This window comes from Leptospira fluminis (genome assembly GCF_004771275.1).
In the GTDB taxonomy this organism is placed as follows: domain Bacteria; phylum Spirochaetota; class Leptospiria; order Leptospirales; family Leptospiraceae; genus Leptospira_B; species Leptospira_B fluminis.
Genome location: NZ_RQEV01000012.1, coordinates 445361 through 465576 on the forward strand (window position 1 = coordinate 445361; position 20216 = coordinate 465576).

Annotated in this window: 23 protein-coding genes; 12 read left to right on the forward strand and 11 right to left on the reverse strand. The window is 47.7% G+C overall.

Features of this window, described 5'->3' with window-relative positions:
• Nucleotides 1-8: 8 nt before the first annotated feature.
• Nucleotides 9-680 (forward strand): TIGR00266 family protein, encoded by a 672-nt coding sequence (locus EHO61_RS14035; protein ID WP_135814167.1) that lies wholly within the window; start codon nucleotides 9-11, stop codon nucleotides 678-680.
• A 14-nt stretch (nucleotides 681-694) separates the two neighbouring features.
• A complete protein-coding gene (locus EHO61_RS14040) occupies nucleotides 695-1384 on the forward strand; it encodes a TIGR00266 family protein (protein WP_135814168.1) in 690 nt (229 codons plus the stop codon).
• Nucleotides 1385-1386: 2 nt separating this feature from the next.
• Here the strand turns inward: EHO61_RS14040 and EHO61_RS14045 are convergent, their stop codons facing one another.
• Complete coding sequence (locus EHO61_RS14045) at nucleotides 1387-2721, reverse strand: radical SAM protein (RefSeq protein WP_135814169.1); 1335 nt, start codon at nucleotides 2719-2721, stop codon at nucleotides 1387-1389.
• A gap of 93 nt (nucleotides 2722-2814) precedes the next feature.
• Between EHO61_RS14045 and EHO61_RS14050 the strand changes: the two genes are divergently transcribed.
• The 3 genes from EHO61_RS14050 (at nucleotide 2815) to ompL47 (ending at nucleotide 6630) form a co-directional block, all read left to right on the forward strand.
• Complete coding sequence (locus EHO61_RS14050) at nucleotides 2815-3999, forward strand: PQQ-dependent sugar dehydrogenase (protein ID WP_135814170.1); 1185 nt, start codon at nucleotides 2815-2817, stop codon at nucleotides 3997-3999.
• 101 nt (nucleotides 4000-4100) lie between these two features.
• Complete coding sequence (locus EHO61_RS14055) at nucleotides 4101-5276, forward strand: lipoprotein LipL45 (RefSeq protein WP_135814171.1); 1176 nt, start codon at nucleotides 4101-4103, stop codon at nucleotides 5274-5276.
• Nucleotides 5277-5565: 289 nt separating this feature from the next.
• Entirely contained in the window at nucleotides 5566-6630 is a 1065-nt protein-coding gene (gene ompL47 / locus EHO61_RS14060; RefSeq protein ID WP_135814172.1) for a multi-beta-barrel domain surface protein OmpL47, read from the forward strand.
• A 43-nt stretch (nucleotides 6631-6673) separates the two neighbouring features.
• On the opposite strand, the gene EHO61_RS14065 is transcribed toward ompL47, so the two are convergent.
• Together EHO61_RS14065 and lipA are read right to left on the reverse strand one after the other, a co-directional pair.
• Entirely contained in the window at nucleotides 6674-7000 is a 327-nt protein-coding gene (locus EHO61_RS14065; protein WP_135814173.1) for a hypothetical protein, read from the reverse strand.
• Nucleotides 6985-7890, reverse strand: coding sequence for a lipoyl synthase (gene lipA / locus EHO61_RS14070; RefSeq protein ID WP_135814174.1), 906 nt, complete (start codon nucleotides 7888-7890; stop codon nucleotides 6985-6987). The genes EHO61_RS14065 and lipA overlap by 16 nt, the downstream gene beginning before the upstream one ends.
• Nucleotides 7891-8010: 120 nt before the next feature.
• On the opposite strand from lipA, the gene EHO61_RS14075 reads away from it, so the two are divergent.
• The 3 genes from EHO61_RS14075 to EHO61_RS14085 are packed head-to-tail and all read left to right on the forward strand — an operon-like array spanning nucleotide 8011 to nucleotide 11219.
• A complete protein-coding gene (locus tag EHO61_RS14075; RefSeq protein WP_135814175.1) occupies nucleotides 8011-8769 on the forward strand; it encodes a pseudouridine synthase in 759 nt (252 codons plus the stop codon).
• Nucleotides 8766-10175: an MBOAT family O-acyltransferase gene (locus tag EHO61_RS14080; protein ID WP_135814176.1), complete on the forward strand. Its 1410-nt coding sequence runs from the start codon at nucleotides 8766-8768 to the stop codon at nucleotides 10173-10175. Before EHO61_RS14075 ends, EHO61_RS14080 begins: the two co-directional genes overlap by 4 nt.
• Before the next feature lie 9 nt (nucleotides 10176-10184).
• On the forward strand, nucleotides 10185-11219 hold the full coding sequence (locus EHO61_RS14085) for a DUF1574 domain-containing protein (RefSeq protein ID WP_135814177.1): 1035 nt from the start codon (nucleotides 10185-10187) through the stop codon (nucleotides 11217-11219).
• A 100-nt stretch (nucleotides 11220-11319) separates the two neighbouring features.
• On the opposite strand, the gene fsa is transcribed toward EHO61_RS14085, so the two are convergent.
• The 5 genes from fsa to purN form a co-directional block, all read right to left on the reverse strand.
• A complete protein-coding gene (gene fsa, locus EHO61_RS14090; RefSeq protein WP_135814178.1) occupies nucleotides 11320-11964 on the reverse strand; it encodes a fructose-6-phosphate aldolase in 645 nt (214 codons plus the stop codon).
• 117 nt (nucleotides 11965-12081) lie between these two features.
• A complete protein-coding gene (locus EHO61_RS14095) occupies nucleotides 12082-12789 on the reverse strand; it encodes a hypothetical protein (protein ID WP_425460357.1) in 708 nt (235 codons plus the stop codon).
• Nucleotides 12790-12830: 41 nt separating this feature from the next.
• Nucleotides 12831-13460 carry a hypothetical protein gene (locus tag EHO61_RS14100; protein WP_135814180.1) on the reverse strand — a complete coding sequence of 210 codons (630 nt, stop codon included), beginning with the start codon at nucleotides 13458-13460 and terminating at the stop codon, nucleotides 12831-12833.
• Between the two features lies 1 nt (nucleotide 13461).
• On the reverse strand, nucleotides 13462-15003 hold the full coding sequence (gene purH, locus EHO61_RS14105) for a bifunctional phosphoribosylaminoimidazolecarboxamide formyltransferase/IMP cyclohydrolase (protein ID WP_135814181.1): 1542 nt from the start codon (nucleotides 15001-15003) through the stop codon (nucleotides 13462-13464).
• A gap of 1 nt (nucleotide 15004) precedes the next feature.
• A complete protein-coding gene (gene purN / locus EHO61_RS14110) occupies nucleotides 15005-15631 on the reverse strand; it encodes a phosphoribosylglycinamide formyltransferase (RefSeq protein ID WP_135814182.1) in 627 nt (208 codons plus the stop codon).
• A gap of 86 nt (nucleotides 15632-15717) precedes the next feature.
• On the opposite strand from purN, the gene fliS reads away from it, so the two are divergent.
• The 3 genes from fliS to EHO61_RS14125 all read left to right on the forward strand — a co-directional run bounded on the left by fliS (nucleotide 15718) and on the right by EHO61_RS14125 (nucleotide 17118).
• Nucleotides 15718-16167 (forward strand): flagellar export chaperone FliS, encoded by a 450-nt coding sequence (fliS, locus tag EHO61_RS14115; protein WP_135814183.1) that lies wholly within the window; start codon nucleotides 15718-15720, stop codon nucleotides 16165-16167.
• Nucleotides 16168-16270: 103 nt separating this feature from the next.
• Nucleotides 16271-16651 carry a hypothetical protein gene (locus EHO61_RS14120; protein WP_167884881.1) on the forward strand — a complete coding sequence of 127 codons (381 nt, stop codon included), beginning with the start codon at nucleotides 16271-16273 and terminating at the stop codon, nucleotides 16649-16651.
• Nucleotides 16652-16701: 50 nt separating this feature from the next.
• Nucleotides 16702-17118, forward strand: coding sequence for a molecular chaperone DnaJ (locus EHO61_RS14125; protein ID WP_246032139.1), 417 nt, complete (start codon nucleotides 16702-16704; stop codon nucleotides 17116-17118).
• An 8-nt stretch (nucleotides 17119-17126) separates the two neighbouring features.
• Here the strand turns inward: EHO61_RS14125 and EHO61_RS14130 are convergent, their stop codons facing one another.
• From EHO61_RS14130 to EHO61_RS14140, 3 genes are read right to left on the reverse strand one after another with little or no spacing between them, the layout of a single operon-like run.
• A complete protein-coding gene (locus tag EHO61_RS14130) occupies nucleotides 17127-17648 on the reverse strand; it encodes an LIC11661 family lipoprotein (protein ID WP_135814186.1) in 522 nt (173 codons plus the stop codon).
• On the reverse strand, nucleotides 17648-18199 hold the full coding sequence (locus EHO61_RS14135) for an HNH endonuclease (protein ID WP_135814187.1): 552 nt from the start codon (nucleotides 18197-18199) through the stop codon (nucleotides 17648-17650). Before EHO61_RS14135 ends, EHO61_RS14130 begins: the two co-directional genes overlap by 1 nt.
• A 44-nt stretch (nucleotides 18200-18243) precedes the next feature.
• Nucleotides 18244-18870: a DedA family protein gene (locus EHO61_RS14140; RefSeq protein WP_135814188.1), complete on the reverse strand. Its 627-nt coding sequence runs from the start codon at nucleotides 18868-18870 to the stop codon at nucleotides 18244-18246.
• Nucleotides 18871-19030: 160 nt separating this feature from the next.
• Between EHO61_RS14140 and EHO61_RS14145 the strand changes: the two genes are divergently transcribed.
• Entirely contained in the window at nucleotides 19031-20179 is a 1149-nt protein-coding gene (locus EHO61_RS14145) for a deoxyguanosinetriphosphate triphosphohydrolase (protein ID WP_135814189.1), read from the forward strand.
• Nucleotides 20180-20216 lie beyond the last annotated feature (37 nt).

A 20216-nucleotide genomic window follows, 5' to 3' on the forward strand; every position in this document is an offset into this window, starting at 1 on the left:
GTAGCATTATGAAAATCGATATCTTATACAAACCGTCCTATAGCGTGGCAAAAATCAATTTGGATTCCGGAGAATCCATCAAGGCGGAAGCCGGCGCAATGATGAGCATGAGTTCCCATTTGGGAATAGAGACCCACAAGGCCCAGAAAGGAGGATTTCTGAAATCCTTAAAGGCGGCCTTTTTAGGGGGAGAATCCTTTTGGATGAACACTTTTTCGGCGGCCCAACCGGGAGAATTACTGTTGGCGCCTACTCTTCCGGGTGATATTGAAAAATTGGATTTGAACGGGACCATATACGTGCAGTCCAGTTCCTTTTTGGCTTCTTCTCCTGCCATCGAAATGGATACGAAGTTCCAGGGAATGAAAGGGTTCTTTAGCGGAGAATCCCTGTTTTTCCTGAAACTTTCCGGCGTCGGAACCTTGCTGATCGGCAGTTACGGAGGAATCGAGGCCCTTGATGTGGACGGGGAGTTTATCGTAGACACGGGGCATATAGTCGCTTTCCAGGAAGGTCTAGATTACAAAATTACGAAATTCGGCGGTTGGAAATCCTTCTTTTTCGGCGGGGAAGGACTTGTGGCGAAATTCAGCGGAAAGGGAAGACTCTGGATCCAAACCAGAAATGTGCCCACACTCGGGGCTTGGTTCCGGTCGGAACTTCCCCCTAAGAAAAGATAAGGACGGACTCTCGGATGAAATACGAAATACTTGCAAAACCGGATTTTCCCGTGCTGAAGGTTTCTCTGGAAAACGGAGAATCCATACGCGCGGAATCGGGCGCCATGGTAGCAATGGCACCTAACGTTAAAATGGAAACGAAAGCGGAGGGCGGAATTTTTGCTTCGGCAAAAAGGGCTCTGCTCAGCGGAGAATCGTTTTTTCAAAACACCTTTTCCGCGGAAGGAAACGGCGGAGATCTGTACCTTACCTCCGAAACCCAAGGCGATTTGGAACATCGTTCCCTAAACAACGAAGAATTGATATTGAGTAGAGGCGCGTACGTAGCAGGTTCGACCGGCTTGGTGATAGACAGCAAGTGGGGAGGATTCAAAGGATTTTTTTCCGGAGAAGGTCTGTTTTTCTTAAAAGTGGGCGGAACCGGAGACCTATTTTTTTCCAGCTTTGGGGCGATTCATACCGTCGATGTGGACGGGACGTATATCGTGGATACCGGCCATATCGTGGGTTTCGAGACCACTTTGGATTACCATATAGACAGGATCGGAGGGTTGAAATCCCTGTTTCTGTCCGGAGAAGGGTTGGTCGCCAAGTTTTCCGGTAAAGGGAAACTTTATGTGCAATCCCGAAACCAAAATTCCTTTGCGGCCTGGGCCGACGGATGGAGACGAGTGGAAAAATCCTCGTCCTCCGGCGGGGATTAAAATCAACCTCTCCCGGGATATCCTATAACATCCATGAAGGCGGATACCGAAAAAACCGCCTTGCCTGGACCCGGGTCCCCGTAGCCGGGAGGTACGGGTAGGTTATATTTTTCGAATGTGGATTTCCAAACGGTCAGTAGTTCGCAAAAATATTCCAGTGGAGGTCCTGGCTGTGTGCCCAACGTGGTGTACGGTTCGGGACACCAGGCCGTAAAACGAGGCATGATTCCTTTGGACATGAAAAAGTCCAGGCCTTCGCCGGTGGATTGCACCGCTTCTTTGACCGTGGAAAAACCCCAGGGCTGGGAGAGTTCCACCCCGCCTACGAAATTCGGAATCACATAAGAAGGTCCGAAGATTTCCGCAGAGTCCACGATTCTGCGGATCCATGTATCTCTTCCGATATACGATTCCTTGCCGGGACAGATCTTTTTGAAAAGTTCTTTGTCCCAGACCTCGTAATTCGGGTGATAGACTTGGATTCCCGCGTCTTTGAATTTTTTACAGTCTTCCTTTTCCCAGGCTTGCGATACGATTTTTCCCATCCATCTACCGGGAAACTTGTCCTCGATGGCTTTTGCGTATTCCAGATAGAAATCGATTTCGTTCTTTTTCTTTAAAGATGTGATGACGGAACCGCCGGTAATCGTATACACCTTAGCGATCCGATCTTCCGCATCGATCCAGGACAATACCTCCAAAAGATCTTCCACATCCTTGACTCCGGTGTAGGGACGGCCCGCATTTTTCTGCTGTCTGTAATTGTGATTGATATCGCAGTAAGCGCACTCTTCTTCTTTTCCGAAGTACTGGCAATTTCGAAATACCGTCAGATAGATCAGATACCCCCATTCTATCACCGGAGCGATTTCACCCGGAAACTTTCCCGATTTCGTTCTGTGTCTGTACCAGGCGGGCTTGGGAGGATACTCCAATTGTCCCAAAAAAGTATCGTTTAAATAGAGTCCCGGTCCGCCTTCTCCCGTTTCTCCCGGAGGAATACGTCGGACCTGATACGGCGAGTTAGGATTGTTTCGAGTAGAAACCACCGTGGGCAAAAGATGAAAATAACCCCCGGTGATCTTGATCTCTTCGGGAGCTTTGGAATCGGCGCCTTCCTTGAGATCGGCTAGAGGAATATGATCGAAAGAAAAGATGAAATAATCCTTCGTCTTGTACTCTTCTTCCACCAAAAAGGATTCCGGCAAAAAATGGATCCCCTGTCTGAGTATGTCCTGTTTAACGATCGCTTCCAAGGGGATATCGCGGTATTTCCTCTCCATTTCCTCTAATAGAGCTACGGAAGACTTCGGGCGCGAGGTACTGCTGGCATTCATCTTAACGACAGACTGTTTTTTCGTTAGGTTTTGGCATCTCGTTTTTACGTTTTTTCGCGTTGACCCAGACCCTTTTCGAGCCAATATTTCCGAATGATTTTCCGGAATACCGGTACTTTGGCCCTCCGTTTGCTTCTGCTTGGAGCGATCTACGCTTCCGTTTCGGAAATCGGCGCAGAAAAAAGGAAAATCCCCGCGGCGGGCTGGTCGGACATTGCCTGGATCCAAGTCGCTTCCGGATTCAAGGAACCCACGGATTTGCAATTTCTTCCGGGTGCGGACTCCAAGTTGGTCGTGCTGGAAAAAAAAGGAAGGATCTGGCTCTTCGATATAAAAACGAAGGAAAAGACTTTGGTCGCGGACTTCGTGGGCAGTGTGGAAACTAGATCCGAAGAGGGTTTGCTCGGACTTGCCTTTTCTCCCGATTTCGCTCGAAGTCGGTCCTTTTATGTCAATGCGGTCTCCAAGGAAGCGGGAACGGACCAAACCTGGATTATAGAATTCGAATGGAAAAGCGAAAGAGTTCTCGCTTGGAAGGATCGGAAGCGGGTTTTACTCAGAGTCGATCAACCCTATTCCAACCATAATGCGGGACAGCTCGCATTCGGGCCCGACGGAAAATTGTACATAGGTTTCGGAGACGGAGGAGCGGCGAACGATCCGTTATTGCAAGGGCAAAATCCGTCTACGTATTTGGGAAGTCTCATTCGGATCGAACCGAATCCGGAAAGCTCGGGACCGCCTTATAGAATTCCGAAAGACAATCCTTTTTTAAATAAACCGGGTTTTCTTCCCGAGGTTTGGGCCTATGGACTGCGAAATCCCTGGAGGTTCTCTTTCGATCGAAAAACGGGAGAATTGTATCTCGCGGATGTCGGGCAAAACGAATTCGAAGAAATCGATCTGATCGTAAAGGGAGGCAATTACGGATGGAGCATCAAAGAGGGCTTTCATTGTTTTCGGAACAACCGGGACTGCCGAAAACCCGGAATCATGGATCCGATTTATGAATACGATCACAAAACCGGTCAGTCCATCACAGGCGGTTATGTGTATAGAGGAGAACAACTTCCCATTTTAGAAGGGAAATATATTTTTGCGGATTTCGTTTCCGGTAAAATTTGGGCTCTGCAAAAGAATCCCCAAGGAAAAACGAACGTTCGAGAAATCGCAAATCTCGGAATGTCGATCAGCACTTTCGGCCAAGACGCCTCCGGTGAGATTTATTTTGCCGATTTTAGCGGCGGAAATATTTATCAATTGGTAAAAAAAAATTGAAATAAATTGAAAAACAGAATCTTTTGAATGTTAAACCATATAGGTCGGGCCGCTCCACCGCAGGTCCGGTTAATCTCGATCAAGAAGGATAGGATAGGGGTATGAAGAAGTATATTTCCGTTGCATCGGCCGTCCTGGTGATCGGTCTGTTAGCATCCGGAGCTTGCAAAAAGCCTGCAGAAAAAGCAGAAACCGCGAGCGCAAAACAGAGCGAGCCCACGGCAGTCATCGTTTTCAGCATTGGAGAATCCAAAATCCAGCACGCTGACCTGACGGAAGAGAAAGCAGGATTAGGAGCTTCTCTGAAATCAGGAGACAAACTTGTTACCAAAGCAAAGGCTAAAGTGGACATCCAGTTCGCAGACGGATCCGCGATTCGGATTTCCGAAAATTCGCAACTCGAGTTTGCGACTCTAGCTTTAAATGCGAAAGGCAATACGGATACCCGCTTGGCCCTTGTTTCTGGAAAAGTATTTGCAAAAGTCAATAAGGCCAGCAAAGACGATCAGTTCTCCGTAATCACTCCGACCGCGATCGCAGGTGTGCGTGGAACTTCTTTCTTGGTGGATCGTACCAAACCGGATAAATCCGTAATCAAAGTATTGGAAGGATCTGTAGCGGTTTCTCCTCGCGTAAAAGCTTTGGAAGGCCTGAGCGACGAAGAAATCGACGCGAATGCCGGCTTGAAGAAAGTGAAAGAATCTTTGGAGAAAGCCGAAATCGTTCTCGAAAAGAACGAATCTTCCCTTGTTAAAGCATCCGATAGAGCATTCGGTACCAACGATACCGCTAAAGTAGCGGCTCTGGACAAAGACATTCCGAAAGCGGTCACCAAATTGAACGGGGCAGGAATTTCCAAATCCGAAGAACAAGAGATCAATACGATCGTCACCGTGGACAAAGGAACCGCGGATAAGATCGTAAAATTGAACGAGGAAAACGCTTCTGGAAAACTGGACGAGAAGAGCGCCGCAGTCAACGAAGCGGAACGCAAGAAGGTAGAGGAAGAACTGACGAAACGCCAAGAAGAGGAACTCAAACGCTTTAAAAACGTATTGGTTTCCGCTCCGAAAGACCTCAAAACCAAGCAAGACCTCGTAAACTATTATGAGAAGTTGGAAAAAATCGTAATGGCAGATGGTACCTCCTTTATCGGAGCAATCGTCGACCAGCAAGGAAGCACGATGATCGTTCATACCGAGCAAGGTATCAAACGGATCAACCAAGCGGATGTGCAAGAGGTTATTTACGACTTCCAAACTAAGACCAATCTCTAATCCGTAAGCCTAAAGAATTGGTGGAAAAATCCCGGTTGTCCTCAGGAAGAGGCACCGGGTTTTTTCTTTTCATGCCCTTTGCCTCGTTTCCTGCCGACTGAAGTTCCCGGAAGAATTTCCGTAGGACGATCGTAAAACGCCTTGTTTTCCGGAAATTTGTCGGAAATTCTCCAACTTTATCGTCAAAATTGAAAAACGAAACCGAACCTGCGGAAGCAGGAGGTGTTGGTATGCATTCGTGCGTTCCGTTTTTTAAATCGATATTCAACGATCTTTTAAGGAGATTCGAATGAAGGGACCTTCCCAGATCCGACTCGTTACGGCTTGTCTAATCCTGTGGTCTTCGGCACTTTTTGCGCAGGACTCGGATTCAGAGACGAAACCTACGCCGAAATCGCAGACGCAACCTACGAGGCAGAGCACAGGCTCCGGAAAAAATCCATCCGCCAATCCTACGGGCAAAAAAACGGATTCCGAAGAAAAAACGGGAACGACGCCGGACCTATACGTAAATTCTAAAGTGGCCTTCGAACTTACTTCCTCCGACGAAGCTTCCAAAGTGGATTTTATGGAGTATAAAATCGGTGATGAGGAATTCATAACATATACTTCGCCTATTTTCATCGCAAACGAAGGAATCGTAAAAGTCAGTTACCGGGCGGTGGATAAGGTAGGAAACAAGGAGAACCCCAAAACTCTAACCGTCCTAGTGGACAATACTCCTCCGAATATCAAGATCAACCCGAGTCATCCCGTTTTTTCCTCTCGGGACCAAAGTTACTCCTCGAAAGACGTTACCTATACGATTTTAGCCACCGACAATCTGGCCGGTATTAAGGAAGTGAAGTTCTCCGTAAACGGCGGAGAGTTCAGGACTTACGATAGCCAGCCGATCCGGTTGGACAAATTGGGTGTGAATACCTTAAAGTATTTTGCGACGGATAAATCCAATAATACGTCCCAGGAAGGGATATTCGTCGTTACGACGGACTTTGAAAAACCCGTCGTTTCAATCCAGCAAACCATTCCTTTGGTTTCCGTGGATTCCAAATTGTACACGAAAAAAGGAAATTCTTTTTTTCTGAAAGGAAACGACCAATTTTCCGGAATCAAACAACTGATGGTGAAGGTGGATGGAGCTACGGAATGGTCCGTTTATAAGGATCCGATTTCGGTAACTGCTCCGGGCCAGCATACGATAGAGGCCAAATCCGTGGACAACGTAGGAAACGAAAGTGATCCGCAAAAATTGACCTTCACGCTGGATCTCACTCCTCCCGAAACTAAGATCCGACAAGTAGAGATCAAATCGGATGCGACTTCTCCTTCCAGCGCTAAGCCGGCAGGAAAATAATTCAAAATAGGATCGGATCTCGACGGAATTCGGGGTCCGACCTTTACTTTCTAGATTCCAAGGTTTCATTCCAGAGACGAAGGATCGTATTTACAGTTTCTTCCGCATCCAGAACCAGGACTTTGTTGCGATGGGCGACTAAGAGTTTTCCTTTTCCGAATTTTCGGATTTCGGCCCATTCCACACGGAATCCCCGGACTAGATTTAAAGATTCCACGAGTAAGGATTTTATCTCCGTCTTCGAGACTGGACCTTCTTTTTTAGAGAGAAAGGAAAGGAGAGAATGAAATAGGATTTTTGAGATTTCCTCCGGATCGCAGGAATCTCCTCGATCGGATCGATTTTTAGATTCTCTTAGTTCCCGTTCCATGAGATCTGTTCGTCGGCGTGGTAGGAGCTTCGAACCAGAGGTCCCGAAAAGACGTTCCGAAATCCAAGGCCAAGCCCGTATTCTTTCAGTTCCCGAAAGGTTTCCGGAGAAACATATTCTTTTACAGGGTGGTGGGAAGGGGTCGGTTGCAAGTATTGACCCAAGGTCACCATCTGAACGCCGGCATTCCGCAAATCCGCAAGCGCTTCCCGAATTTCTTCCGTGGATTCCCCCAGTCCCAAGATCAAACCGCTCTTCGTCAAAAAACCTCGATCGGAGGCGTGTTTCAATACTTCCAGGGAACGATCATATCGTTTTGCGGGAGCGATTTCAGGAAATAATTTTTTTACGGTTTCTATATTATGGTTCAAAATGTCCGGTTTGGAGGAATATATGATTTCTAGATTTTCTACCTTTGCTTTGAAGTCCGGAACCAACAATTCTATCTTACATTCCGGAAGCCTCTCCCGGATCAGTTCCACGGTTCTCTTGTAATGGTTCGCTCCTCCGTCGGGCAAGTCGTCCCGGTTTACCGAAGTGATGACCACATGCCGTAAACCTAAAGCCGCCGCGGATTCCGCCACATGCAAAGGTTCCTCCGGATCTAAAGCGAAGGGCTTTCCGAAAGCGACGTCGCAATAGGAACACCTTCTCGTGCAAATATCTCCTCCGAGCATATATGTAGCGGTCTTCCTGGACCAACAATGATTTAGGTTCGGGCAGGAAGCGCTTTCACAGACGGTATGAAGCCCTTTGGCATCCAGGGACTCTCGAACGAAGCCTACAGGATTGTTCTTTTCCCGGAAAGGGAGTCTCACCTTCAACCAATCCGGTTTTTCGGGCGCCTGGAGATTGGACGAAGTTCTGGGTTTTTTCTTGAGAGGATTCACTGCTTCTAGACTGATCCCGTCCTTTACGCGGTCAAGTGTTTTGGGTAGCCGTAAAACACAGGTTTCCTACTCTGGAATGAATTCGGATATTTTTCCTCCGGGAAAGTAGGAAGGGAAGTTTTGAGGGGAAAGCAGGGAAGAGGGGAGAAGGATTTTTCTCCGCCTTCGGAAGGGATTCGGATCAACCGTTTCCTGGCGGATTGCGGCTTAGGATCCCGTCGCAAGGTGGAAGAGCTGGTCCAGTCCGGCAAAGTTTCCTTGAACGGCAAGACGGTACGGGATTTAAGTACCCGGATCCTTCCCGAAACGGACGAAGTTTTCGTCGAAGGAAAAAGGGCGATCCGCAAGCACGGATCTGTTTTTCTTGCGCTGAACAAGCCGCCCGGTTACCTTTGCTCGCACGGAGATCGATTCCACAATCATACGGTTTTCGAACTATTGCCCGCTAAATTCGGGAATTTGGCGATCGCCGGCAGATTAGATTTGGATTCACGGGGTCTGTTGCTTCTTTCCGACGATGGAGAATTCGTTCAACGGATCAGCCATCCTTCCCGTTCCATGGAAAAAGAATACGAAGTCGTCGTCCGTGAACCCGTTTCCGTATCGGAAACGATCCGAACATTCCAAGAAGGAATCCACGACGAAGGGGAAATCCTAAAAGCGGAGTCTGTCGTACCTGCGACCAAGGGATCGGAGGTTTTTCAATTCAGGATCGTATTGAAACAGGGAAGGAAAAGACAGATTCGTCGGATGTTCGCGGCTCTCGGAACTAGGGTGCAGGATCTCAAGAGAGTTCGTATCGGAAATCTAAGACTAAAAGACCTCGGGCTCCAAGAAGGGCAATATGCAGAATTGGATCCCGATCATTGGAGACCATGAATTTTACTAGTTTAGAATTTTTATTCTTTTTCGGGGCGGTTTTTTTAATTTATTGGAATCTTCCCGATACTTGGAAACGTCATTTTCTGATTTTTGCCTCCTCCGTTTTTTACGGGTTTTCCTCTTGGCCTTTCTTAATCCACATTTGGATCGTTATCACGATCAATTGGCTCCTGCTGCGTTTCTTTCTACAAAAAAGATGGTATTTACCTGTCTCCATCGGATTCAACGTACTCAATCTTGCCTTCTTTAAATATTTCTATTTTTTAACGGACCTGATCGGCATCGCATTCGGAATTTCCGAATTTCAGAATAAATCCGGTTTGGATGCTCTTTTGTCCAAGGCGCTAGGATGGGCGGGGTTCGAAGTGATTCTTCCGCTTACGATCAGTTATTATACCTTCCAATTGATTTCTCTGGCTGTGGATCGAAAGAAAGGAACCATAGACTCGGAAGTGACGTTCTCCTCTTTGCTATCCTTCGTCCTGCTCTTTCCGGTAATGATCGCGGGCCCCATACTCAGATTCAACGACGTATCCTCGCAATTTTCCTTTCCTAAAATGTCCCGAGAAGACATGACCGACGGTCTTTGGTTGGTCTTATTCGGAGTTTTAAAAAAGTCGGTGCTCTCCGTGCTTATGACAGGGTCCATTTTTCCGGTGTTCGGTGAACCTGCTGTCTTTTCCGGCTGGGCTTTGTTACGGACGATCTACTTTTTCGCGATCTATCTGTATTTGGACTTCTCCGGTCTTACGGACATCGCCAGAGGGTTAGGAAAGTTATTGGGATTACGACTTCCCCAGAATTTCAAGGCTCCGTTTTTCATGAACGGATTCGGCGATTTCTGGAGGCGTTGGCATCTCACTTTTTCCTTTTGGATCCGAGACTACCTTTATATTCCGTTAGGAGGATCTCGGCAAGGAACGATCCGTACCTGTCTAAATTATCTGGTCGCGTTCGGAATCGGGGGCTTGTGGCACGGAGCGAATACGAATTATCTTCTTTGGGGTTTGTTCACCGGCGCCTATCTTTCGGCGGAGAGAGTGCTTAAGGATTTCGGAATCAAGCTGTTTCCGGAGATTCCTTATCTCAAAAGAGTCGTTACGTATCTGTTCGTACTTCACGTTTACTGCATTTCCTGGATTCTATTTTTCACTCCGGACGTAAAGACGGCCTTTGATGCGGTCGCACGTATTTTTACCTGGGCGTCCGGTCAGGATTTTCCGAACGCGGAACCTTGCGTCTTCGCGCTATTGATCGCGATGCTTTTCCATTGTTCGGAAGAATGGCCGGAGAAATTCCGTTTTTCGGAGAGGACTAAATCGGTTCTGCTTCCGATTGCTTGGGTTCTCGTCTTGGCCGCTCTGCCTAACGGGAATGCGGACTTCTTTTACGGACAATTTTAAGGTACGAGGATGAAACGTTTTTATATCTATTTCCCTTTCCTTTTTCTGATCATTCTGTTTTTTGCGGACAAGATATTCACGTTGGATTATTTTAGGGATTCCTTTTACCAGGAAGGCAATCCGGTATATTACGCGCAACGCCGGTCCCTATTTCAGAGAATGCTTTCCGATCCGAAGATCAAGGAGAGAAAGCTCGCCATGGCCTTCGGAGATTCGCGTGCTTACGCCTATTCCGAAAAGGCATTTGACGAAAAAATCCGGAAAGAATGGGTTCTCTATAATTTTGCCGGTCCGCAAGCCGTCCCTGCTTACGGTTTTTATTGGCTTAAGAAAACCCTGGAATCCGGGGTTCGACCGAAAGCGGTTTTTTACGTGGTGAGTCCCGAAGCCTTCGACGATTCCAAAGGTCTGATGTACGAACCTTTCCTGAGATTGGGCGCGGACGAGGATTTCATACGGACATACTGGAGTCGTTTTTCTTCCGGCGATAAAATGGATCTGATCAAGGAAAAATTTTTCGTATACCGGAAAGTAAAACCTAGCTTCAAACTTTTTTGGAATCGTCTATTGGCGGGAGAGTTGGACAAATACGACCCTGCCTTTAACGACGAGAAAGTACTTTTGGACATGACGAACGGGGAACAGATGGCCTATGCCACTGCGACGAATCGACCGGACAAACTCGCCAAAGACGCGATCCGATTGAAGAGCATTTATTTGTCCGGATTCAAGGTCACCGATTCCCAGTTCTATTTTGTCGAGGAATTTCTGAAGTTATGCGAAGAGAACGGAATCGTCGCTTACGTAATTTGGCCGAGAGTCTTTGACGGATATCGTAAGGGATATTATGAACTCGGATTGGATCGTGTTTGGTGGCCTAGAATCCGGGAACTCGGAAAAAAATACAAGGCTCGTACAGTGGATATGAACGTTTCCAATTCCTGTGATAAGTATTACGACGCTTCGCACCAGGATATATTCTGTATCGTGGACCAGATCCGTATCTTGATGGACGACTATTACGGAACGAAACTTCTTCCTTGAAAAAAAACGTTTTTGCGGTTCCGCTATCGATCAGCGTAGAAATAAAAAAGCCCGCAAGATCGCGGGCTTTTTGTTTTTTCCTAGAACAGGAAAAGAAATTTTACCATTTTAATTTCTTAGCGTCTTCCAGAAATTTCTCCAATCCGATATCGGTTAACGGATGTCTGAATAGTTGTTGGTAAGCGGAGATAGGCATGGTGGCGCAGTCGGCTCCTCTCAGCGCAGATTCCTTTAAATGCATGGGGCCTCGGATGGAAGCTGCCAGAATTTTCGTCTCAAAGCCGTAGTTGTCGTAGATTTCGCGTATTTCCGAAATCAGTTCCATACCGTCCCAAGACGTATCGTCCACACGTCCGATAAAAGGAGAAATATAAGTGGCTCCCGCCTTGGCTGCAAGAAGCGCTTGCGGAGCGGAAAAGCAAAGGGTCACGTTAGTGGAGATCCCTTTTTCCGTAAGTTTTACGACCGCTTTTAGACCTTCCGGAATCAAGGGGACTTTGATCACGACGTTTTTCGCGATCGCGACGAGCTCGTCCGCCTCCTTCAGCATATCCTCGTGTTTCGTAGCGAGGACTTCCGCGCTGACGGGACCGGAAACGATGGAACAGATCTCTTTGATGACGTCCTTAAAGTTGCGTCCGGATTTCGCGATGAGGGAAGGGTTCGTGGTAACTCCGTCCAAGAGTCCGTAAGAGGCAATCTCTTTGATTTCGTCCACGTTTGCCGTGTCTAAATATAATTCCACAGTAAGCTCCGATTTTCCAGGAATGATCTAACTGGATAATCGCTTCCGCACGGGGTGCGGGTCAATCCGATTTTAGGAAACTGCTTCTCCGATCCGCGGAAGAAAAACGGAAAGGACTTAAGGAATCAGGTCTCGTAACGTTTTGATCTCTTCCGCAGAGAAGAATTCCTTGTATTCCTTTTCGATCTGGAATTTTAATTTCGAACTGAAATAATCCACACGGCGGGTGAAAGGCTGCTTTTTAAAGGCTTCCTTCCATTGCACCACGAAGCCTCCTTTGGGAGGCACTTCCTTTTCGTTGGTCAATTCCCAGAGGACGGCCCCTCCGATTTTCTTTTCATCCAAGGTTTCTTTTTTGGGTTTTCCGTACTTATTCTCGAGCTTGTCTTGGACGTCTTTTCCCGGAAGGTAACGGAAGGAAATTCCGACGGAGAAGAGTTTTCCCGGATCCGTATGATCTTCTTCTTCATTTGCGGGTGGGGGATTGGTCTGGGGTTGTTTTTGCTTAGGACGGGAATCCAGCACCAATTTGGGAGTGGAATAAAAGCGATATACGTAAAAGATGCCGTTCCTGCGGATCAGAAGAGATCGCTCTTTATCCTCGTTGACGATTTCCACTTTTTCCCCGCTGTCCGGGTTGGTAGCCAAAGAAAGGAATTTTTCCCGGACCTGCGCGTAGGTGGCTTCCCAGGGAACTTCCGCAAAACCTTCCAGAGTAGGGCGATTTGTGTTCTCTTGTCTGCTTCTCGTTCCGTCCCCGGGAAATTGGGCTTGGAGGCCGATCGCCGGAAGGAGCATGGAGACGAAAATCGCGGGTAAAGTGATCCCTTTCATAATAACCCTATCGGCAGAAAAACCGTCTCCGATTAGATTTCTTCCTCGAAATCCTCTTCCTCCGTGGACTTCCTATCCAGGTGGATTCCTCCGAAACGTACTTTTCCGTTCCATCGTAGCACAAGTAGAACCCCTAAAACCGAAATATTCGGAAGAACGAACAAAAACGCAATCTCATGGTACAATCCGTAGACCGCCAAGTTCGAGGCGATGACGGAAAGGAAGATTCCGGAAACCAAAGGCACTTCCTGTTCCAACAACCTCGCCAAAAAGGAACCTTGTCGGAACTGGGAACCGGAGACTAAAAGCTCGGAAGATATTCTGGGATAAAATACCAACACGAGTACGGGCATCAGAAAGGACAGGAAGAAATAATTTCCGAACGAGTCCGCATAATGAGGCGATCCGATCAGGCCTCCGGTAAGGGTCCAAACATAGGCGAAAAAGGAAGAAACTCCGAACGCGATCATTCCGTGTTGGAGGCTTCCGTTGGATTCGAAGATCGCAAGCAGTTTGGTGGGAAGGATTCTAAACCAATCGGTCAATTCGCTTTTGTGAAAGGTATCTTTGCCGCTTAAGAAAAGTAGGGCAAAGTAATAATCTACCAAGGCCAGAAAGGCGGAAGAAAAAGCGAAAAAGATCAGATAGAGAAAGAATTCCATCCTAGTGCCGGAAATGCCTCATGCCTGTAAATACCATAATTAATCCGTGCTCGTCCGCGGCACGAATCACCTCTTCGTCCCGGATGGATCCTCCAGGCTGTATGATCGCTTTGGCTCCTACTTTTGCGATCGCATCAATCCCGTCTCTAAACGGAAAAAACGCGTCGCTGGCGACGTAAGAACCTACCACTGATAAACCTACGTTCAACGCTTTGGTCGCGCCGAGTTGGACCGAATCCACGCGAGACATTTGTCCTGCACCGATTCCGAGAGTCGCGTTTTCTTCGGTATACACGATGGCATTGGACTTGATGAATTTGGCCGCCGACCAAGCGAACATCAGACCTCGGATATCCTCTTCCGTCGGTTGCTTTTTGGAAACCACTTTCAGATCTTTTTCCGAAATGGTGGCGTAATCCCTATCCTGTAACAGCATTCCGTGATGGATCGGTCTTAGATCCATTTCATCCAGAGCTTCCTGGAAATTTTCGATCTCGATCAATCGAACATTCGGCTTTTTGGAGAAATAGTCCAAGGCTTCCTTTTCGAACTTCTGCGCGATGACTCCTTCCACAAAAGTTTCTCCGATCAATTGCGCCAATTCTCCGGACACCCTGCCCTTGATTCCGATGATTCCTCCGAATGCGGAAATGGGATCCGTCCTGCGCGCAAGGCGAAAGGCCTCTAAGGGATCGTCGGCGTAGGCGATTCCGCAAGGATTCAAATGTTTGATAATACAGACGGTATTGTCCGGAAGAAGCGCGGAGATATGGAAAGCAGCATCGAAATCCAACATATTGTTGAAGGATAGCTCCTTACCTTGCAGCGGAGAAAACTCGCTCTTGGTAAAGAGGGGTTCGTAAAAAGCGGCTCCCTGGTGGGGATTTTCCCCGTACCGTAACTTCTGTTTCTTGGTGAAGGAAAGATTGAGGATTTCCGGAAATTTTTCCCCTGCTAACTTATTGAACCACGAAGAAATCGCGGTGTCGTACATGCTGGTATGGGAAAACGCCTTTCGCATCAGTAAAAAGGAAGTATCGGCATCCACGGCTCCGCCGTTCGATTGCATTGCTTCTTCGACGGTTCTGTAATCGTTCGGGTCGGTGACCACGACGGTGAACCTGTAATTTTTGGCGGCGGAACGTATCATGGACGGACCGCCTATGTCTATGTTCTCGATCGCCTCGTCCAACTGTACTCCCGGTTTGGAAACGGTTTTCAGGAACGGATAGAGATTCACGACGACGAGATCAATTTTCGGGATTCCGAGCTCTTCCATTTTTTTCTTGTGTTCGGGATTGGACAGTACCCCCAATAATCCTCCGTGGACTTTGGGGTGCAGGGTTTTGACCCTGCCGTCCAGAATTTCCGGAAAGCCGGTATAATCGTCGATGGCTACGGCTTGGATTCCGCTGTCACGGAGAGTCTTTAATGTGCCGCCTGTGGAGATGATCTCCACGCCTTTGGAGTCCAGGTATTTCGCAAAACCGATGAGCCCGGTTTTGTCGCTGACCGAAATGAGAGCACGTTTGATTTGGATCATGCTAGAGGATGGAGACCTTCCTATTTTTAATCGAAAGCCTATTTTCGCAGAATAACTTCACCGCGAGAGGCAGGATTTTATGTTCCTCTTTCAGAATTGCCAGAGTCAATTCTCTTTCCGTCATCTCCGGGTCGATTTTCACGGTTCCTTGTAGAATAACGGGGCCGGAATCCACCCCTTCGTCTATAAAATGGGCGGTGCAGCCGGAGATTTTCACTCCGTATTCGAAGGCCTGTTTTTGCGCATTCAATCCCGGAAAAGCCGGAAGAAGGGAAGGATGTATGTTGATGATCCGATTCGGAAAGGAGCGGATGACATCTTTTTTCAGGATTCTCATATAACCGCAGGTCACGATCAGATCGGGTGATTGAGCTTCCAGGATTTCCAGTAGATCGGAATGGTATTTTTCCTTTTGCGCATAGGAGGAAAAATTCAAAATTTTAGAGGGTACTCCGTACTTGGATCCGACACCGATTGCGGACGCTTCGGGGTTGTCGGTAATCAAAAGCTCCGGAATTCCGCGGATTCTGCCTTTTTGAACGGCTTGGAGAACGGCCTCCAAGTTGGAACCGCGACCTGACGCTAAAAAGACAAGCTTTTTTCTAGGTTTTGGAAACAGGCTTGCCAAGAATTTTCGCCCAGATACGCTTAAGAATTATCCACCCACGTTAAGGCGGTCCCGGATTTTGTCGAAGAGTATTTCAGGAGAGACACATGTCACTTGCTAGAAAATCGACGGCCTCTGTCGAGCAGTACAAATCCAACGAAATTTCTACTGTGAGTCAGGGACGGCTTATCGTAATGCTTTATGAAGGGGCGATCCGCTTCCTGCACGTAGCGATCGAGAACAATACGCCCCGCAAGTACGACGTGGTAAACAATCATATTCTCAAGGCACAAGACATCGTCACCGAATTGATGCTCGCGCTCAATATGGAAGACGGCGGGGAAGTCGCCAATAATCTTCTCGGCATTTATGTTTACGTCAAGAAACGTCTTCTGGAAGCGAATATGCGGAAAGATACCGAGATCATGAAGGAAATCATCAAATATCTAGAGGATCTGAAAAACGCCTGGGAAGAGGTGGAAAAGAAAGAAAAAGGCTCCGTAGTTCCTCTGCCTTCTCCCGGAGTCCGGAGTTCCGGGCTTTCTCTCCAAGGTTAATTTTAGAGTTCCGACTCGATCGAAAGAGGAAAACATCGCAGTGCCTAAAGACAAAGAGCCGAAACGATCCGTATCCGAGCAGGACAAAGGCGATCTAGAAGGCCTGTATTCCCTGAAAATATCCCTCTTAGAAGAGATGATTTCCTTGCAAAAGCGTCAGATGGAAATCCTATCTCACAGGGACGGAGAGACCGCGGCAAAAATCGAAGCGGAGAACGTTTCTCTCGTGGAGAAAATGTTTTCATTGGATCGTAAAATCGAGCGCTTAGAAGAATCTGCACCCCAATCCTTACCCCTCATTCAATTGACGGACGAACTTTTCAACAAGCTGGAAGAATCCCGAGAATTGAACCGGAAAGTAGGTTCTTTGATGGAAGAGATTCTTTCGGAATACCAAAAAGAACTGAATCTCGTCCAAGCCGATCTCCAGCTGAGAAAATACTTAGCCCAAAGGAAAAGCGGTTGGAAGACGGGGACCTGCTAAGTCGGGCTCTAGATTTCTACGGGCTACCTAAGAAATACGACGAAAATTTAGTGAGATCCCGGTTCCGGGAACTTTCTCGAAAATACCACCCGGATTCCGGCGAGTACGAAAGCGACATTCTGTTCAAGGAACTTGTGCGCCTTCGGGACGTTCTCTTGCAATCCTTGGAGGAAGCCGCGAAAAAATCCCCGTCCGGCGATTCTAAGGAAGAGGATAGAAACGGTTTTGCGGATTACAAATCCGCAAAACAATCCGCTGCCGACGCATTGGAAATTTATTTCAAGAGAACGGAAGGCAATCCGGTCTTTTTACAAGCGGAAGAGAATCCGGAACTTCGCATTCTACGCACCAAACTCTCCGAGGCAAAATCGGCTCTCGAGAGATTTATCCTAAGTTACCCCGACAGTCTCTGGAAATCCGACGCCGAAGATACGTTGAAAAAAATCGGAGTCTGGTTCCGAGGTTAGGCCTTCCTTTAAGGCACCTGTATCGTGTTCGAAGGTAACGAAAGAACGTAAACGTCCTTGGCCGCGCCGCCTACGTAATTCAAGGCAAGGACCGCGGACCTAAGAGTGATGTATTGCCCACTCGTCAGAGTGGCCACGATTTTACAGACCCGGTTCGGATTTTGGGAGGAATTTGCGGGAACCACCGCTAGGGGACCGGCCGTAGGACTGACTTCGATGGAATATTCTATCGGTTGGTTCGGAATCAGGTTTAAAGGCAGTTGGCAAGCGGCGCCCGTGGAAAAATCGGAAGGGTTCCGAGAGGCAAAGGAGGTGGAACCGGTATACAAGGTATAACCGTTAAACAGAAACTCCGCATTCCCGGCGCGTAGTCGAATCTCATACCCCGTGGCAATGGTAGTGATTCCGATGATGGTAGGGGTAGCGGTGACGATAGGGGTAGTGGAATAAGTTTTTGCGCAGCCGGAAAGTGAAACTAGGACTGCAAGAAAGAAGAACGGGATGACCCGAACGGGGGTATTTTTGTTCATTATGCGCGGATATATTCCGCCCAACCGAATTTTTCGGCCAATTGGTCGGATACGGAAAACAGTGGAATACGCCTTCTGTTTGTCGACCGATTTTCCGGTAGCTCCCACTTCAGTTCTTGGAGCAGTTTGTTTCCTTTCTTCGTATTGCAATCCCGGCAGGCAGTGACTAGGTTTTCCCAAGTATGGTATTCCGCCGGTTTTTTTTCCTTTGCCACTTCTCCCCATCTACTCTTGGGAATCACGTGGTCTAGAGTCAAACGGGAGGTCGGAAGTTTCCTTTTGCAGTACACGCATTCATAATTGTCTCTAAGGAAAATATTCTCCCGCGAGAGTTTATGCCTTTTTCTGGGGACCTTATAATAATCCGTTAAGAGAATAATTCGCGGGGCTGTGAATTTCAGTTTTTCGGAACGGATCCAAAGGCTCTTTTCGTCTTTAACGAGTTCCGCCTTGTTCAGAAGAAGAAGAACGATCGCGTCCCTTACCGTCCGAATGGCAACGGGAACGTAGGTTGCGTTCAGCACCAATACAGGCTGAGCGAGAACGTCCATATCTTACCAGACATTAAAAAAACGGGAAAGAATGTCGAGTAAAACTATGTCTGGGAAAATAGTTTCTTCTTAACGTAAAAAACTACGATGGCCACTCCTAAAAACGCTCCCAAGATGGAGAAGAGAGTCAGTTGTCCTTGGTGAACCAGCTCTCTCAAATGATCCAGGTTTTGAGCGCCATAATGTCCCAAGTAGACCCAGATCGGAACGGAGATCGCGGCTGCAAGGAAATCCAGAGATAAAAATCTTAAAAAAGAGATTCGATCCGAAGTACCTGCAGTCAAATAGATGGGCATACGCAACCCAGGCATGAATCTTCCCACAAACACGACCCAGTTGCCATACTTGGAAAATTTTTCCTGAACCGAAAGGAAGCGTTCGGGAGTGATGAACCTAGCGATGAACGGAATTTGTAATACTCGAACTCCGTAAATCCTCCCGAGTAGGAACACGGTTCCGTCACCCACGAGCACGCCCGCCATCCCAACGGCGAACATTACGTGTTCGTTCGCATAACCCAAGCCGGCTATGACTCCTCCCGAAACCAAGGACACATCTTCCGGAACCGGGAGCCCGAAGCCGCAAAGAAGCAAGGTGAGAAAAACGGCTAGGTAGGCGAAGTTTTGCCCGAAGCCGGAAAAGAAATCCACTAATACGGTAAGAAAATCCATGAAGAAAAATACGCCTTTCGTTCCGAGGGAATTCCTACCATTGTATTTCCCTAGGGGAAAAAGAGGACAGAAAAAAACGAAAGGCACCCCGTCCCATTCCCTCAAAAGATGAGCTCAGTTTCGCTTGCCTGGGCACTTTCCTTTGAGGACCGTGGTTTTCGTGCTTCGGGATAGAGATTCTCTTTCTAGATTGGAAAATTCCCTACTGGCCGCTTTTGCGGTTCCCCACGATCGTACGGGCGGAAGGGAATATCCCGAATCGGAACACGAGTACCGACTCCCTTTTCAAAGGGATAGGGACCGGGTGATTCATTCCAGCGCATTCAAGAGATTGCAGTACAAGACACAGGTATTCGTCTATTCGGTGGGGGAAAACTATCGAAACAGGCTGACCCATACTCTAGAAGTCTCCGGAATCTCGAGGACCATAGCGACGGCTTCCGGATTGAATTCGCTATTGGCGGAGACAGTCGCACTTGCACACGATCTAGGGCATACTCCTTTCGGACACGCAGGGCAGGATATGTTATCCGAACTCATGTCCGAGTTCGGAGGTTTCGAACACAATAAACAATCCCTACGAATCGTCCGTCTTCTGGAGAGTAGATATCCTCGGTTTCCGGGTTTGAATCTTACATTAGAAACTTTGAAAGGATTGATGAAGCACGGGGCGGAATATTCGACTTCCACCCTGGGTTTGGAAAGAAAACAGGAGGGCCCGAGTCTGGAGGCCCAATGCGCGGATCTTGCCGATGAGATCGCCTATACCAATCACGATATAGAAGACGGATTGGAAATGGGGTATTTGAATTTGTCGGAACTGGAGGAAATCCCTCTCTGGCACGAATTCAGTCTTCGTGTCAGGGAAAGATATCCGAATACGAACGAAAAAGTCCGGATCCGAACCACCATCCGTGAGTTAACGAACGGGATGGTCTCTCATATCGTCGGGATGATGCGGATCCGTATCGAAGAATACGGGATTTCCCAACGTTCCGATCTGAATCGGGCCTATGTCGAAGGACGAAAAATCCTGGGTTTCGACGAGGATTTCGGAGAAACGGTAAGGGAACTGAAATCCTTTTTGCACAGGGCTCTGTACCGCCATCCTTCCGTAGTGCGTATGAGCGACCTAGGACGGGATATGATCGCGGTTTTATTCCGCTATTTCCGAAAGCACCCGAAAGAAATTCCGGAGTCTTACAAGGAAAGAATCGAAACGGAAGGATTGGAAAGAATCGTCTGCGATTTCGTGGCCGGAATGACGGACCGTTATGCGGAAACCGTCTTTAACAAACTGAACGGATAAGGAATTTGGGGAAATTCTATCTTAGAATATTAGAATT

What these genes read in the sequence shown, in the direction of transcription:
- EHO61_RS14040 (WP_135814168.1), top strand. Translation starts at nt 695, where the DNA reads ATGAAATACGAAATACTTGCAAAACCGGATTTTCCCGTGCTGAAGGTT.
- EHO61_RS14035 (WP_135814167.1), top strand. Translation starts at nt 9, where the DNA reads ATGAAAATCGATATCTTATACAAACCGTCCTATAGCGTGGCAAAAATC.
- EHO61_RS14100 (WP_135814180.1), bottom strand. Translation starts at nt 13,460, where the DNA reads ATGGAATTCTTTCTCTATCTGATCTTTTTCGCTTTTTCTTCCGCCTTT.
- EHO61_RS14065 (WP_135814173.1), bottom strand. Translation starts at nt 7,000, where the DNA reads ATGGAACGGGAACTAAGAGAATCTAAAAATCGATCCGATCGAGGAGAT.
- EHO61_RS14130 (WP_135814186.1), bottom strand. Translation starts at nt 17,648, where the DNA reads ATGAACAAAAATACCCCCGTTCGGGTCATCCCGTTCTTCTTTCTTGCA.
- EHO61_RS14085 (WP_135814177.1), top strand. Translation starts at nt 10,185, where the DNA reads ATGAAACGTTTTTATATCTATTTCCCTTTCCTTTTTCTGATCATTCTG.
- ompL47 (WP_135814172.1), top strand. Translation starts at nt 5,566, where the DNA reads ATGAAGGGACCTTCCCAGATCCGACTCGTTACGGCTTGTCTAATCCTG.
- EHO61_RS14140 (WP_135814188.1), bottom strand. Translation starts at nt 18,870, where the DNA reads ATGGATTTTCTTACCGTATTAGTGGATTTCTTTTCCGGCTTCGGGCAA.
- EHO61_RS14135 (WP_135814187.1), bottom strand. Translation starts at nt 18,199, where the DNA reads ATGGACGTTCTCGCTCAGCCTGTATTGGTGCTGAACGCAACCTACGTT.
- EHO61_RS14045 (WP_135814169.1), bottom strand. Translation starts at nt 2,721, where the DNA reads ATGAATGCCAGCAGTACCTCGCGCCCGAAGTCTTCCGTAGCTCTATTA.
- EHO61_RS14080 (WP_135814176.1), top strand. Translation starts at nt 8,766, where the DNA reads ATGAATTTTACTAGTTTAGAATTTTTATTCTTTTTCGGGGCGGTTTTT.
- EHO61_RS14055 (WP_135814171.1), top strand. Translation starts at nt 4,101, where the DNA reads ATGAAGAAGTATATTTCCGTTGCATCGGCCGTCCTGGTGATCGGTCTG.
- EHO61_RS14050 (WP_135814170.1), top strand. Translation starts at nt 2,815, where the DNA reads ATGATTTTCCGGAATACCGGTACTTTGGCCCTCCGTTTGCTTCTGCTT.
- purH (WP_135814181.1), bottom strand. Translation starts at nt 15,003, where the DNA reads ATGATCCAAATCAAACGTGCTCTCATTTCGGTCAGCGACAAAACCGGG.
- fliS (WP_135814183.1), top strand. Translation starts at nt 15,718, where the DNA reads ATGTCACTTGCTAGAAAATCGACGGCCTCTGTCGAGCAGTACAAATCC.